This is a genomic window from Bradyrhizobium sp. B117, assembly GCF_038969555.1.
GTDB lineage: Bacteria > Pseudomonadota > Alphaproteobacteria > Rhizobiales > Xanthobacteraceae > Bradyrhizobium.
In genome coordinates this window covers 6,448,536-6,462,155 of the sequence record NZ_CP152414.1, presented here as the reverse complement: position 1 = coordinate 6,462,155, position 13,620 = coordinate 6,448,536, and the positions used below count along the sequence as shown (strand labels likewise).

At 65.9% G+C, this 13,620-nt stretch carries 13 protein-coding genes and 1 pseudogene; 7 read left to right on the top strand and 7 right to left on the bottom strand.

The features are described from left to right. Positions 1–8 precede the first annotated feature (8 nt). Genes mdcC through AAFG16_RS31500 form a run of 7 tightly spaced genes read left to right on the top strand, consistent with a single transcriptional unit; the run spans position 9 to position 5,398 of the window. Positions 9–326: a malonate decarboxylase acyl carrier protein gene (mdcC, locus tag AAFG16_RS31530; protein ID WP_283080368.1), complete on the top strand. Its 318-nt coding sequence runs from the start codon at positions 9–11 to the stop codon at positions 324–326. Further along, positions 323–1,261, top strand: a complete 939-nt coding sequence (locus AAFG16_RS31525; RefSeq protein ID WP_342731547.1) for a biotin-independent malonate decarboxylase subunit beta — start codon at positions 323–325, stop codon at positions 1,259–1,261. The genes mdcC and AAFG16_RS31525 overlap by 4 nt, the downstream gene beginning before the upstream one ends. Beyond that, positions 1,248–1,970 (top strand): biotin-independent malonate decarboxylase subunit gamma, encoded by a 723-nt coding sequence (gene mdcE / locus AAFG16_RS31520; RefSeq protein ID WP_342731545.1) that lies wholly within the window; start codon positions 1,248–1,250, stop codon positions 1,968–1,970. The genes AAFG16_RS31525 and mdcE overlap by 14 nt, the downstream gene beginning before the upstream one ends. Further along, a complete protein-coding gene (mdcG, locus tag AAFG16_RS31515) occupies positions 1,945–2,625 on the top strand; it encodes a malonate decarboxylase holo-[acyl-carrier-protein] synthase (protein ID WP_342731543.1) in 681 nt (226 codons plus the stop codon). Before mdcE ends, mdcG begins: the two co-directional genes overlap by 26 nt. Then, the gene (gene mdcB / locus AAFG16_RS31510; RefSeq protein ID WP_342731541.1) at positions 2,622–3,503 is read left to right on the top strand and encodes a triphosphoribosyl-dephospho-CoA synthase MdcB; all 882 of its coding nucleotides are present in this window, start codon (positions 2,622–2,624) and stop codon (positions 3,501–3,503) included. Before mdcG ends, mdcB begins: the two co-directional genes overlap by 4 nt. After that, positions 3,500–4,450 carry an AEC family transporter gene (locus AAFG16_RS31505; protein ID WP_342731540.1) on the top strand — a complete coding sequence of 317 codons (951 nt, stop codon included), beginning with the start codon at positions 3,500–3,502 and terminating at the stop codon, positions 4,448–4,450. Before mdcB ends, AAFG16_RS31505 begins: the two co-directional genes overlap by 4 nt. 9 nt (positions 4,451–4,459) lie before the next feature. Continuing rightward, positions 4,460–5,398, top strand: coding sequence for an acyltransferase domain-containing protein (locus AAFG16_RS31500; RefSeq protein ID WP_283080362.1), 939 nt, complete (start codon positions 4,460–4,462; stop codon positions 5,396–5,398). A 144-nt stretch (positions 5,399–5,542) separates the two neighbouring features. On the opposite strand, the pseudogene AAFG16_RS31495 reads toward AAFG16_RS31500, so the two are convergent. The 7 genes and pseudogenes from AAFG16_RS31495 to AAFG16_RS31465 all read right to left on the bottom strand — a co-directional run bounded on the left by AAFG16_RS31495 (position 5,543) and on the right by AAFG16_RS31465 (position 13,450). Beyond that, a pseudogene (locus tag AAFG16_RS31495) lies at positions 5,543–6,632 on the bottom strand (AraC family transcriptional regulator). A gap of 248 nt (positions 6,633–6,880) precedes the next feature. Next, complete coding sequence (locus tag AAFG16_RS31490) at positions 6,881–8,176, bottom strand: HlyD family secretion protein (protein ID WP_342731537.1); 1,296 nt, start codon at positions 8,174–8,176, stop codon at positions 6,881–6,883. Between the two features lie 12 nt (positions 8,177–8,188). Next, a complete protein-coding gene (locus tag AAFG16_RS31485; RefSeq protein ID WP_342731535.1) occupies positions 8,189–8,392 on the bottom strand; it encodes a DUF1656 domain-containing protein in 204 nt (67 codons plus the stop codon). Continuing rightward, positions 8,389–10,248, bottom strand: a complete 1,860-nt coding sequence (locus AAFG16_RS31480; protein WP_342731533.1) for an FUSC family protein — start codon at positions 10,246–10,248, stop codon at positions 8,389–8,391. Before AAFG16_RS31480 ends, AAFG16_RS31485 begins: the two co-directional genes overlap by 4 nt. Before the next feature lie 166 nt (positions 10,249–10,414). Next, a complete protein-coding gene (locus AAFG16_RS31475; protein WP_342731531.1) occupies positions 10,415–10,798 on the bottom strand; it encodes a response regulator in 384 nt (127 codons plus the stop codon). Positions 10,799–10,904: 106 nt separating this feature from the next. Then, positions 10,905–11,576 (bottom strand): response regulator transcription factor, encoded by a 672-nt coding sequence (locus AAFG16_RS31470; RefSeq protein WP_283080357.1) that lies wholly within the window; start codon positions 11,574–11,576, stop codon positions 10,905–10,907. Then, positions 11,573–13,450, bottom strand: a complete 1,878-nt coding sequence (locus AAFG16_RS31465) for an ATP-binding protein (RefSeq protein ID WP_342731529.1) — start codon at positions 13,448–13,450, stop codon at positions 11,573–11,575. The genes AAFG16_RS31470 and AAFG16_RS31465 overlap by 4 nt, the downstream gene beginning before the upstream one ends. Positions 13,451–13,620: the final 170 nt, after the last annotated feature.

Below are 13,620 nucleotides of genomic sequence, written 5' to 3'. Positions count from 1 at the left end.
GACGGTCCATGGAAGATCTCAAGTTTCAGCACAGGGTTCGCGCACGGGCCGGCGGCACCAGGCAGAGCGCGATCGTCGGCGTGGTCGCCTCGGGCAATCTGGAAGTGCTGGTGGAGCGCGTCCTGCCGGATGCGGAATGCGCCCTCGACATCAAGACCGCGGCAATCGGCTTCGGTGAGGTGTGGACTGCCGTGATTGGCGATTTCGTCGAGCGCTATTCACCCGGCGGGCTGAGATTCTCGATCAATGACGGCGGCGCACGCCCCGATACGGTCTCGCTTAGGCTGGCGCAGGCGGTGCGATTGATCGCGGAGGACGACCAATGACCGCGCCGCTCAAGGACATCACCCCGGCCGAACGCGCCCGCACCACCAGCTTCTACGAGGCGTCGGCCCGCACCCGGCTGGAGCTGCTGCTCGATGCCGGCAGCTTCGCCGAGTTCATTGGACCGGAGCAGCGCGAGGTCAGTCCGCACTTGAAGATATTCGATCTTCCCGAGCAGTTCGACGATGGCATTATCGTTGGTCGCGGCCGCATTGACGGCTCGCCGGTGTTCGTCGCCGCGCAGGAGGGACGTTTCATGGGCGGCGCCTTTGGCGAGGTGCATGGCGCCAAGCTGACAGGGCTGCTCCGCGCGGCGCGCCAGATCGGCTCGATCCCCGTCCTGATCCTGTTCGATACCGGCGGTGTCCGGTTGCAGGAAGCCAATGCCGGCGAGCTCGCGATCGCCGAGATCATGCGGTCGGTGATGGAAGCGCGCGCCGCCGGCGTGAAGGTGATCGGCCTGATCGGCGGCAGGTCCGGATGCTATGGCGGCGGCGGCCTGATCGCAGGCTGCTGCTCGGCGCTCGCCGTTTCGGAGCAGGGGCGCATCGCGGTGTCGGGTCCCGAAGTGATCGAGACCAATCGCGGTGTCGAGGAGTTCGATTCCCGCGATCGCGCGCTGGTCTGGCGCACCATGGGCGGCAAGCACCGTCGGCTGCTCGGCGCCGCCGACGTCTTTGCCGACGACAATGTGCAGGATTTTCGCGAGGCCGCGCTGGAGCTACTGGGTCTGGTCGGTCCCTTCGGCCTCGACAGCCTGAAGGCCGAGCAGGAGCGGCTTGCCGAGCGGTTGCGCCGCTACGGCGCCTGCTCGGATGCCGTCGACATCTGGACGGCGGAAGGCATCGCGCATGCCGAAACGGTTCCGGAGCTGCCGGCCGATCAGTTCATTGCGCTCGCCGACAGGATCGGGAGGACCAGCCGTGACGCTCGATGACATTCTTGCTGCACTCTTCCCCGACGGACATCAGGTCAGGAATGACAAGGGCGTCCTGCTCGGTTCGGCGACACTGCGATCCGGCGCAAGCATGCTCGTCCTGGGTATTGCAGATCGGACGGCGCTGGGCGTCGACGAAGCGATCAGATTGTCCGGCCATGTCCTCACATCAATCGACCGCGACAGCGAACCGATCCTGGTGCTCGTCGACAGCGACAGCCAGCGCATGAGCAAGCGCGACGAATTGCTCGGCCTGAACGAATTCCTCGCGCATCTGGCGAAGGTATTGATCCACGCGGACATGAACGGCCGCCCGACCATCGGCCTACTCTACGGTCACTCGGCTGCGGGCGCGCTGCTTGCGACCGGACTTGCGACCCGCGTGCTGGTGGGGCTTCCCGGCGCCGATCCTGCGGTGATGGACCTGCCGTCGATGGCGAAGGTTACCAAGCTGTCGATGGAAGCGCTGGAGGAGAAGGCGAAGTCGACGCCGGTGTTCGCTCCGGGCCTGTCCAATCTCGCGCAGATGGGCGCCGTCCACGCGACATGGAGCCATGCCACCTCGCTCGCCGATCAGCTGGAAGCGTTGCTGGCCGACATTCCCGCCGCGCGGGACGGGCGGGATGCGTTGGGCAAGGCGCGTGGTGGCCGGCTGAAGGCTGCCGATATCGCGGAGCGTGTTCGTGACCTCGCCCTGCAAGCACGTTGATCGACCCGCCGGTCGTCACGACCTCGTCTTCGTCCGCCCGGAGGGATGGCGCGCGCTGCTCGTTCCGCATGGCGAACTCGTGTGCGATCCCCTCGTATTGCACTGGGCGGAGCTGGGATGGCCGACAATCAGGCGGCGGGCGCTGCCATGCGAGGCAACCGGCCTCGCATTGGGTCTGCCCTTGCCTCCCTCTGCCGGCAAGAAGCGGCTCTCCCTTCTTGCCGGCCTCGACGACATCGTCGCGGTTGCGAGGCCGCCGTCGCTGAGGGATGCGCGTGCATCCGCTCCGCAATGCTGGCGGCCGACGCTCGATCGGCTCGACGCGCTCGCGCTTCGCCATTCGGTGCACGCGCGCGTGTTCGGCAGTCTCGCTTGGGAGGCGCTGACCGGGCTTGACTACGTAACCGCCCGCTCGGATCTCGACCTCCTGTTCGAGATTCGCCCCGAAAGCGATCTGGATCGTCTCGTCGCCGATCTGGCTGCGATCGAGATCGAAGCACCGATGCGGCTCGATGGCGAACTGATGCGCGCCGATGGTGCCGCGGTGAACTGGCGCGAATTCCACGCGGGTGCGCACGAGCTTCTGGTCAAGAGCATCGAGGGTGTGACCCTGCTCGACAGGGACCTTTTCATTTCGGGAGCGGGGGGATCATGATCACCGCGGCCTTGCGAGGCGCTGAACCGCTTGCTCCGCGCCGGGCGCGAGTTGGGTCCGATGTCTCCGCAATCGGCGATCTCGCTGCCGATTGTCTCCTCAAGGAACTGGAGACCTGGCCGAAGCCGGGCCTCGTGAGCCATGTCGACAATGGTAGTCACGACGACATGGATGCCGGAACGTTCCGTCGTAGCGCCGCGGCGATCCGGCCTTATCTTCAGCGCCTCGCCGATGCGGGCGCGCTCGGCTGCGGCATGGGGCGGCTGCGGATCATCGGCCTGGAGGCGGAGCGGGCGATGCTAGCGGCGACCTCGGGTGTCAACACGCACCGTGGCGCGATCTTCGGGCTCGGCCTGCTCTGCGCGGCGGCCGGCGCGAAGACCGGTGGATTGGTGGATCCCGAACTTCCACTCGGCGATGTCGTCGCGCGGCTGTGGGGCGACAGCATTCTCGACGGCCCGGTGCTGCTGCACAGCCACGGCAGCGCGGCTCGCCGCCGCTTTCGCGCCGGCGGCGCGCGCCTCGAGGCCGCGAGCGGATTTCCCTGTGTCTACCGGATCGGTTTGCCGGCCCTGCGGAGAGCGGCGCCGGTCGCGCCGGAAGACACTGAGGCCGCACGGGTCGAGGCGTGCTTCGCCCTGATCGCATCCGTCGAGGACACCAATCTTCTGCATCGCGGCGGGCTCGGCGGCCTTTGCTTTGCACGTGATGCAGCGCATCGCTTCATCGCTTCAGGCGGCGTCCGCGCGCCCGGCTGGCGCGCACGCGCGCAATCGATCCACGACAGCTTCGTCGCCCGCCGTCTCAGCCCGGGCGGGTCGGCCGACCTGCTCGCGATGACGCTCTTCGTCGATGCCCATGAGAGGCTGAGCTCATGACGTCGAACGTCATCCTGATGGCGCTGGTGCCGGTCTTCTTCGTGCTGCTGCTGGGCTTCGTTGCAGGCAAGGCCCGTATTGTCGACAACGGTCACGTCGAAGGTCTCAATGCGCTGGTGATGGATTTCGCCCTGCCGGCCTCGCTGTTCGCCGCGACCGCATCGGCCCCGCGCGACCGGATCACCGACCAGGCTCCGGTCTTCCTCGTGTTCGGCCTGACAATGCTGATCATCTATCTCGCTTGGTACTGGTTCGAGCGCACCTTCTTCGTGGTGACGAGGTCCGACGCTGCGGTGCAGGCCCTGACGGTTGGTTTCCCAAATCTAGCCGGCGTCGGTCTGCCGATCCTGTCGACCGTGCTGGGGCCGGCCGGCGTCGTTCCGGTCGCCGTCGCGCTGGCAACCGGATCGGTCCTCGTCAGTCCCCTGACCCTCGTGATCGCCGAAATGAGCGCCAGCAAGACCCGTGGCGCCGATGCTCCGGCGTCGCCGTTTCTCACGGCCATCCGGCGCGCGCTCGTCAAGCCGGTGGTGTGGGCACCCGCGCTCGGCGTGGTGTTCTCGTTGTTCGGCATGACTCTCGATCCCCTTGTCCATTCCTGTCTCACTCTGATCGGGAGCGCGGCTGCAGGCGTCGCCTTGTTCCTGACCGGTCTCGTTCTGTCGGCCCAGTCGCTCCGCCTGGATTGGAGAGTGGTTGCCGCAACGGGAGCGGCGGACGTCCTGCGTCCGCTGCTGGCCGTCGCGATCGTCTACGGCTTTCACCTCGCACCCGATGTCGCGAAGACGGCAATTCTGCTCGCGGCATTGCCTTCGGGCTTCTTCGGCATTTTGTTTGCCGTCAATTACCGGCTGGATTCCGCGACGGTCGGCTCCATGGTCATCGCCAGCACCGCGTTCAGCGTCGTGACCCTGGCGATTGCGATCGCAGCGTTCTTTCCCCGTTAGGCCGAGATTATGTCGCTCGCGATTCTGTGCTCGGGACAAGGCAGGCAGCACCGGGAGATGTTCGCCCTCACCGGCGATGCGCCGGAAGCCGCGCACCTGTTTGCACACGCCGCGACATTGCTGGGCGGCAAGGATCCGCGCGATTTCGTCCGCACAGAGCCCGACGAGGCCCTGCATCGCAACCGCGCTGGCCAGATTCTGTGTACCCTGCAGGCGCTCGCCGCGGCAGCCGCGCTCGGCGATGCCATTCCACGCGGTGTGATCATTGCCGGTTACAGCGTCGGCGAGGTCGCGGCCTGGGGCGTTGGAGGCCTGTTCGACGCGATCCTCACGCTTGACCTCGTCGCGCGCCGCGCAGAGGTCATGGATGCGGCGACGCACGCTGGCGACAGGCTGATCTTCGTCCGCGGGCTATCGCGAGAGCAGGTCGCTCGTCTTTGCGAGCGCCATGGCGCAGCCATCGCCATCGTCAATCCGGGCGACGCCTTCGTCATCGGCGGCGGCCGCGAGGCGCTGGACAGGATTGCGGCAGACGCGCGGGCGATGCACGCTGCGAGGATCGTTGCGTTGCCGGTCGAGGTCGCCTCCCACACCCCGCGGCTCGCCGGAGCGTCCACCGTATTTCGTGAAGCCTTGGGTCGCGTGCCGGTGGCGTTTCCGCCCAGGACCGGCGGGCGCATTCTGAGCGGGATCGATGCCGCTCCGGTCGTCTCGCTCGAGAGCGGCCTCGACAAGCTTGCCGCGCAGATATCGCACACTGTGCAATGGGCCGATTGCCTGCAAGCCTGCGTCGAAGCCGGTGCGACAGGATTTCTCGAGCTCGGTCCGGGGCACGCGCTGAGCGCGATGGTCGCGGGCATCGACACCGGACTGCCGGCGCGCTCGCTGGATGATTTCAGAAGTCTGCAGGGCGTGCGCGCCTGGATCGCGCACCGACTCGGCGCCTAGAGCCGGCCGGTTTCGGATTGGTGATGCCGTCCATCTCGCTACGTGGTCGAAAAAAGGGGCCGTCCCTTGGGGAGGACGGCCCTAAAATGCTCGGATGCCCAGGGAGGAGGGAGGCTCGAGCGGTGACTTCGGGGTCTCAGTCACCTAACATGCACAACATCGCCGATCCCGCAGCAGAAGTATTTCACGAACCCGGCTATTTCCCATTTCGCATGATTCACGCGAAGTCCGCGGGCAACACGTGAGACATCGTCTTCGATGTCGAGGCCGGATCAGCGGCGGAGAGCCTGGACGAAGCCGACGCGTTCCGGCTGGTGCATCGCCACCGCGCGGGAGTATCACCCGTGATCCGCTTGAAGACGGTCGAGAAATGCGCCTGCGTGCAGAAGCCGACGATCAGCGCCACCTCGGCCAACGTCGTATCGGTGTTCGATAACAGCGATTTCGCACGCTCGATGCGCTGATGCAGCAGATACTCGCGCGGCCGATATCCCGTCGCGGCGCGGAACTGGGCCGCGAAATGCATCCTGGACAGCCCCGCGACCTTGGCAAGCTCGGAGAGGCTGATGCAGTGGTCGAAGTGTGTCCCGACATATTCCTCGACGCGCCGCAGCCGCCATTTCGGCAAGGCATTGACTCTCGTGTGCGGCAGCTCACGCCGGGCGATGTGCATGGCCAGCGTCTGGCCGATGCAGCGCGCGAATTCGCGGTCGGCCGAATGGCCGCGTTCGGTCAGCGCTTTCGCAAGCTGCTCGGCGAAGGGATCGCGAAGCAGGATGAGGTCATTGAGGCCCTCATGCGAGGTAGATCCTGCTCCGGGCCGCAGAGGCGGAAAATAACTGCTGGCGGAGACATGGAAGTGCAGGAAATCGCACGGTGCGTGGAACTGCGCGCTGAGCTGCTGCGATGGCGCGCCGATATACAGCGAGCCTGCCGGCATGACACCGTCGAAGATGGTGTGACGGCCTCTGGTCAGTTTGACGCGGGTCGTCCTCAAGGCGATCGCGAAGAAATATCGGTCGACAGGCGTCGTAGCCTCTTCGTGCCTTATGCCTGTCTGCACACAGGTCCAGCGCGAGATCGTGATGTCGTCAGGTGCAGTGCCGGTCCGTTGGCCGGGCTGACGCCATCTTCGTTCGAGGGGAAATGCGCGAGTGTCCCGCTGGGGATCAGAGTTGCGACGGTTGGGTTGATACGTCGACCAGGCACCGGCCGCTTGCATATCGGTGAGCATTGTTTGTCCCGTCTCTTGGATTCGACTGCCGTCGTGGCGGCGGCCGAATGCAAATGGTCCATGCTCAACGATAGGTGCGATTTCACCGCGGGGCCCGTTAAGGATGCTTAAGCGGTATTAGATTTTGCAAATGCGAGAGGTGCGACCGCATGTCGCAAAAAGGTCAATTGAACCAATGCGATCAGATAGATGCATTGTGAGGTCGGATATTGCCGCGGACAGCCTGTCGGCGAGGGTACACGTCTGATTCAGGGCCGGCGTGGCGAGGCGTCGATGCCGGGTGTGAGGCCCGGTGCGATCTTGTCTGCCGGCGGAACCGCGGGCTCGCGCGTATAGGGGAGCACGTCCACCTCGGGGCGCTGCTGTGATGCCGCCTGCAGGCAGTTCGGACGGGGCGGTAGCCCCGCGCCGAACAGATCGGAGACGGGATCGACGAAGCTCGTGCGGAACCGCCCGAACCAGCTTTGGGCCCCCCTCGTTGGGGGCTGCCGGATCGTCACTGTCGCTGTCATGCCGGAGACGAGCGGGACATCCGGCGGAACCGCATCGATGGCGAGGCGAACCGGTACACGCTGCGCCAGCCGCACCCAGGTGTAGATCGGATCGACGTTGGGCAGGCCCTGCGTGCCCGTGGCGGCGTTCGACACGCTGATGCCGCGCGTCACGGTCGTCACATGTCCGAATATCGGCCTGGGATAACCGACCAGTTGCGCTTCGGCACGATCGCCGATGCAGACCCGCGCCATCTTGGTTTCCTCGAAATAGCCGTCGATCCAGAAGCTGTTGGAATCGATGACGGAAACGTTGCTGACGCCGGTGACGGCATAGTCGCCCGCGCGCAGCAGGAGGTTGGTGACATAGCCGTCGACGGGACTGACCACGCTGGTGCGCTTCAGATTCAGCTCCGCCTGCGCGAGCTGGTGCGCCGCCGCCTCGTAGGCGGCTTTCGCCTGCGCCGCATTGCCCGCGAAGATCTGCTGCTCTTCGGGTGTCGTCGCAAGATCCGACAGATGCTGGCGCCGGTCGAACTCGGCCTGCTTCACGACGAGATCCGCGGCCCGCTGGTCCATTAGCGCCTTGTCGACGCGGACGGCCACCTCGAAGTCGAAGGGGTCGATCACGTAGAGGACGTCGCCCTTGTGGACGAACTGGTTGTCGGCCACGCGCAGCTCCACGATCTTGCCCGCGACCTGTGGCGCCACGTTGGCGACCTGGACACGAACGCTGCCGTTCCGCGTCCAGGGCGCGGTGACGTAGTGCTGCCAGGTCGCAACCGCGATCAGGACCGCGATCAGTGCGATGCCGAGGGTCGCAAGATGCCTGCCAGCAGCGCGGACGAAACGGATCACCGCTTTGCGCGGCAGCCTCGATGAGGACATGGCCTGTTCCTGCGGCCGGTCGTTCTCCGCAGCGCGATCGCGGGTATCTCGCGCCACGGTCTCCGGTATGCCCGGGCCGTTTGTGGTGTCGGCGGCATCGGCCTGGACTTCAACTGATTGTTCGCCGTGGCGCGCGGCGTTATCCCGGGGAAAGGCGGCGTCCATAACTCTTTCTCCCTAGAAGAACAGTGCGAGCAGGCCGAACATCGCGACGTAGAGACTGAGCTCGGCCAGCGAGGGGTTGCTGAACCAGCTTGCGAATCCGACGAAACGCAGCAGCGGGCGGAGCAGCAGGAACGCGAGCAACGCAACCGCCGCGTAGGAGACGATGGGGGCGATGAGCACGCCGCCGACGACGAGCTCCCGATAGGTGTTCGTCATGGCTGTTCGCCCCGGCTTGAAGATCGTGACCGTGCGAATGCGCTGCTCGCCGCAACCAGCATGGCGATGGCAGAGTTGGCGGACGGGTAGCTTCGCGCTGCCGCCTCGCGCAACGCCTCGGCAGAAACGAGGATGGTACCGCCGTCGCGCTGGGCAAGAGCCTCTCGCGCGTCCTGCGCTGCCCCGGCGAGGGGACCCAGTCGCAGCCCGTCCAGTTCGGCGCAGCAACGCCGCAAGGTCTCAGCCTGATCGAAATAGCGCGTCGCGTTGGCTGCGATCTGATCATCGAGAGGCAAGGCGCCGTTTGCGGTCAGGATCTGTTCGATCCGAGCCGCGTCGCGAAACGCGGCTTCCTCCGGCGCGAAGTGTCGGGTTCGTCCGCGGTCGAGATGGTTCAGCTCGCGCCTGGCCTCTCCCAGCAGCAGCCGTACCCGCCGGTCGCCGGATAGGGGCGGCAGCAGCATTTGCGCGGCAAACACGAGCACCGCGGACAGGCAGGCAAAGAGGCTGGTCACCAGGAATACCTCGGGGTCGTAGCTCTGCGGATTGGTCGGTGCGAGGACGGCGATCATGAACACCAGGACGAGTCGGCCGAGGGACGACAGCATCGGGTTCGGCAATGAGATCAGCAGCGCGAGGCCGATGACGACAGGCGCAAGACCGATCGCCAGCAATTGAAATTCGGACACGCCGTTGAAGATGAGATATTTCAGCATGCCTGCCAGCGCGCAGGCGATCGGCATCGCCGTCACCGCCACCAGCGCGAAGATTCGTGGCGCGGGCGAGATCGAGCTGAGGCCGATGATCGCTGCGACGAGCGTGAGGCAGAGCTCGGTGCTCGGCCAGCCCGTCAGCACGAAGAAGAGCGCGATCAGCATGAACGAGATCGCGGCCCGTGCGGCGGTTTCTGCCGCGATGCGGCGCGAGCGGTAGAGCGGCGCGCGCCATGCATGATCCGGGCGTGTCCCTTCACGCAGGGCTTCGAGGCTGGTGCACACCTGCGCGTTCTTTCGGCTGATCTCGGCCTGGAGCCAGGATCGGGACGTCGCTATCAGCCCAGCTATATCATCCGGGGAAGCGGCGGGGAGCGCTGCGAGCATGCGGCCGAGCGAGAGCGCGCTGACGAGGTCGACCAGCGCGGAGCGCGCAGCTTCTGTCCTTGCCGTGCCGATGCTCGATTCCGTCACAAGGCTCGCGATCTCCGGACGTAGTGCCGCGATGTCATGCAGCAGGCTCGCGGCAGCCGTTGCGGAGACTGGCCCGGCCGCTTGCGCGAGATCCGTGACCCGGCCGTGCAACGCCTCGATGCGCCTTGCCAGCACCGGATGGTAGTTCGGAGCGGCCAGAACCTCGTTCACGAGCGCCACCGCTAGGACGCCGATGCCGATGGCGGCGCCGCGTGCGACGCCGGTCGGGAATACCTGCAACGGCGTGTCGATCTGTTGGATGGCGACGAGGGCGACGGTGATGCAGCAGAGTGCAGCCGCATAGGCGCGATTGCCGTCCAGCATCCCCGCGACATAGACGCAGAGCCCCACCCAGATACCGAGCACCGCGAGCAGGAGACCGTCGGTCTGGGAAAACACGCCCGCGATCGCGATGGACGCCACAACGCCGATGGCTGTTGCGACCAGCCGGTAACCCGCCTTCTCCAAGCCCTGGCCGCGTGTCGGCAGGGCAAGGACGGCCACGGTGAGGGCGGACGACGACGACGAGTCCAGCTCGAGCCAGAAGCTGACGTAGAGCGCGAGGAGCATCGCCAGCCAAACGCGCAGCGCGAACGCCCAGGCGGTCGCGGGGAAGCCGGCGAAGACCAGTGGACGCGGCACGGCAGCACTGGCGGCGTTTACTGGCATCGTGCCTCATCCGTTTCGGCAGAGCGTGCCGCCCTGCCGATCTCGACAAAATCGAGACCGACTATGAGGTTTGCCGCGCCCGCCGGTATTTCCGGTCCACCAACCCGCTTGCTGGAATGCACGGCCGGTTGGGAACGACGTTGCTATGCGAAGGGCGGATGAGGGATCAGGGCGTTGCGCCGTGGCCTGCCAGCGCGTTCTCGAGACAGCGGATGATCTCATCACCGCTGGAAGGCTTGCCAAGGTAGCAATGCGCGCCGGCCGCCATCACGCGTTGACGCACGGCCTCGCTTGGAAACGCCGTCATGAAGATGATCGGGAAGCGGCGGCCGGAAGCTATCAATTGCGCCTGCAATTCGTCGCCGGCGATCATAGGCATCTGGACGTCGGCGATCATGCATGCCGGATCGTCTCCCGGCGCGTGCTGCAGGAAGTCGACGCCGGACTCGTAGGCAAGCGCCTCGTAGCCGAGCGAACGCACCAGGCTCGCGAGCGAAGCGCGAACGCCTTCGTCGTCGTCCACAATCGCAATCACGGGGTTTTTGGCCATTCGCGCACAATCCTGACCGCGGTGTTCCGCAAGGCAGGGAGGATATCTCCCGTTGCGCGGCCGATGACGCCTTATGCACCCGGGGGCGGGCCCGCCGAAATTATACTCAGGTTTGGTCCGTAGACCTGCGGGTTTGGGAAACCCCGAGCGCCTCGGCCTTGCGAACGAGGTCGGCCAGTGACCTAACCCCCATCTTGCGCATGACGTTCCCGCGATGGATCTTGACCGTGATCTCGCTGAGGCCGACCAGCGCGGCAACCTGCTTGTTCATCAACCCGGCGGTGACATGGCCCATGACCTCGCGCTCGCGCGCCGTCAAGGTCTCGTATTGGGCGCGGATGTCCTCCTTGGTCGCGGCCTCGGCCCGGTGCTGCGCATCGCGCTCGAGCGCCGCCGTCACGGCATCGAGCATGTCCTGGTCGCGGAACGGCTTGGAGAGGAAATCGACCGCGCCGGCCTTCATGGCGCGCACCGACATCGGAATGTCGCCATGCCCGGTCATGAAGATGATCGGATAGCTGATGCCCTGCCGAACCAGCTGTCCCTGCAGATCGAGCCCGCTGACGCCCGGAAGGCGGACGTCCAACACGATGCAGCCGGGGCAGTCGGGCAGCGAGCTGCCAAGCAGTTCGGCCGGCGAGCCGAACAGCCGGGTCTCGAGACCGACGGATCGGAACAGGCTATCGAGCGAGGCGCGGATGCCGGCATCGTCATCGACGATGATGACGATCGCGCTGGAGGGGGGTGCCGGCGGCTGGGCCTGGTTTGGTCGTGTCATGGCGAGGCGTGTTCTTGGCTGTATGGCAGTGTCAGGTGGAATGTCGCGCCCGAGCCCGGGGTGCTCGCCACCGACAAGCGGCCGCCGTGAGCTTCCACCGTCGTTCGGCAGATCGCAAGGCCCAAGCCCATTCCGCCATCCTTCGTCGTGAAGAAGGGATCGAACAGGCGTGGCAGGTCTTCAGGCTGGATGCCCGGGCCGCTGTCCTGCACCGTGATCGCGAGCGTTTCGCCGTCCACGGTACCGGCGCGCAGGGTGATCGTGCGGGAACCGGGCCGGCCCGACATGGCCTGGCCGGCATTGATCAGAAGATTGACCAGGACCTGTTGCAGCTGGATCCGGTCGCCGCGAACCGGCGGCAGCTCCGGCTCCGTCTCGACGATGAGGGTGACGTCGTCCTTGGCGAGCTCGCGCGCGACCAGTGCCGTCGCCTCCGCGACGATCTCGCCGATTTGCAGCAAGTCCTGCTGGGCCGGGGCCTTCTTCAGAAAGGTCCGGATGCGGGTCACGATCTCGCTGGCGCGGCGGCCCTGGGCAACAACATGGCCGATCGTCGTCGCAACCTCCTTGAGATCGGGAACGTCGCGCCGCAGCCAGCGCAAGCCGGCCTCGCCGCTGGTGACGATCGCCGCCAGCGGCTGGTTCACCTCGTGCGCAATCGACGCGCTGAGCTCGCCGAGGGTGGCAACGCGCGCAGCGTGGGCGAGCTCGGCCTGCGCCGCGAGCAGCGCGTCCTGCGCCTGCTTGCGCTCGGTGATGTCGACGACGAAGACGAGCACGTCATGATCGTCGTCGGATCGAGGCGAAAAGGTGATCGTGAACAGCACGGGGACCTTGCGTCCGTCGAGACGTACGAGCTCGGTCTCGCCTTCGTGGAACCGCTCTCCTTGCGCGAATGCGATCAGCGCATCGAGGAAGCTGCGATCGTTCTCACCCAGCAGCTTGTCCATGTTCTCGATGAAGGCCGCAGCGCTGCTTGCCCCCGCCATCTTCTGCAGGGCCGGATTGACGTCCGTTATTCTGGCAAGCCGGCGGGCATTCCTGACGAAATCGGGATGTCGTGCCAGATAGTCGCGCAGGTCCGCGCCGCGCGCCGGCAGCGAATCGAGCGCAGCCCGCAGTCCGCTCCAGTCTTCCTCGACGACGCCGATCCGGCTTGCGTCGAACATCCGGCGGTATCGCTGCTCGCTCTGCACCAGCGCGCTATGCGCCGCCACGCGGTCCGTGACGTCAGTATGCGTTTCGAGCACCCCGACGGGTTTGCCGAGATGGTCGTGCTGCAGGGCCCATCGCGCATCGACGGTGAGCACGGCGCCGGCCTTCGTCCGTTGCACCACCTTGCCTTCCCATCGTCCGGTATCGAGCAGGCTGGCCTCAATGGTTTCCCGCCGGTCGGGATAGCTGGTCCGCAGCAGCCTGTCGGCGAGTTGGCCAAGCGCCTCCTCAGTCGACCAGCCGTAGGTCTCTTCTGCGGTCCTGTTCCAGAACGTGATCATGCCGCCGCGATCCCTGACGAAGATCATGTCATGCGAGAGATTGAGCAGGCGCGCTTGCGCCGCAAGACGCGTTGTCGCCGCGTGATTCTGCAAGACCAGCAGTGTCGTGATCCCGATTGCCGCGAGGCTCACCAGCGCGCGCAGGGCGGGCGAGGCGATCGTCTGCAGATCGTGCGAGGTCAGATAACCGATTACGGTCAGGGCAATGCAGCCGGCTGCGGCGACGATGATGTCATTGCGCCGGTTCGTCCTTGCCGCAAGCAGGATCGCGACCACATAGAGAACCGCGACCGCGCCCTCGAGCGGCGTCAGCACGTCGACCATGAAGACCGCGAAGGCGAGGACGGCGGACCAGAACCGCAAGCCGGCGGGGCTCATGGAGGAACCCGTGGGCCGATCAAGCTTCGTCATCGTCGCAGGCGGTTTTTCTTCTCATCGCAGCCGCGTTGATGCCGCGATTTCATCGCGTCCACAATATCCGGCCGGGTGATTTTCGTGCCCTCATGGAAGACCTCGTGGGAAGTTGAATCCGCGCCGGTTCCGACAGG

Bases quoted from the DNA above. Each gene is read 5' to 3' on its own strand.
- AAFG16_RS31465 (WP_342731529.1), bottom strand. From the start codon at position 13,450: ATGAGCCCCGCCGGCTTGCGGTTCTGGTCCGCCGTCCTCGCCTTCGCG.
- AAFG16_RS31480 (WP_342731533.1), bottom strand. From the start codon at position 10,248: ATGCCAGTAAACGCCGCCAGTGCTGCCGTGCCGCGTCCACTGGTCTTC.
- mdcB (WP_342731541.1), top strand. From the start codon at position 2,622: ATGATCACCGCGGCCTTGCGAGGCGCTGAACCGCTTGCTCCGCGCCGG.
- AAFG16_RS31485 (WP_342731535.1), bottom strand. From the start codon at position 8,392: ATGACGAACACCTATCGGGAGCTCGTCGTCGGCGGCGTGCTCATCGCC.
- mdcC (WP_283080368.1), top strand. From the start codon at position 9: ATGGAAGATCTCAAGTTTCAGCACAGGGTTCGCGCACGGGCCGGCGGC.
- AAFG16_RS31500 (WP_283080362.1), top strand. From the start codon at position 4,460: ATGTCGCTCGCGATTCTGTGCTCGGGACAAGGCAGGCAGCACCGGGAG.
- AAFG16_RS31505 (WP_342731540.1), top strand. From the start codon at position 3,500: ATGACGTCGAACGTCATCCTGATGGCGCTGGTGCCGGTCTTCTTCGTG.
- AAFG16_RS31490 (WP_342731537.1), bottom strand. From the start codon at position 8,176: ATGGACGCCGCCTTTCCCCGGGATAACGCCGCGCGCCACGGCGAACAA.
- AAFG16_RS31470 (WP_283080357.1), bottom strand. From the start codon at position 11,576: ATGACACGACCAAACCAGGCCCAGCCGCCGGCACCCCCCTCCAGCGCG.
- AAFG16_RS31525 (WP_342731547.1), top strand. From the start codon at position 323: ATGACCGCGCCGCTCAAGGACATCACCCCGGCCGAACGCGCCCGCACC.
- AAFG16_RS31475 (WP_342731531.1), bottom strand. From the start codon at position 10,798: ATGGCCAAAAACCCCGTGATTGCGATTGTGGACGACGACGAAGGCGTT.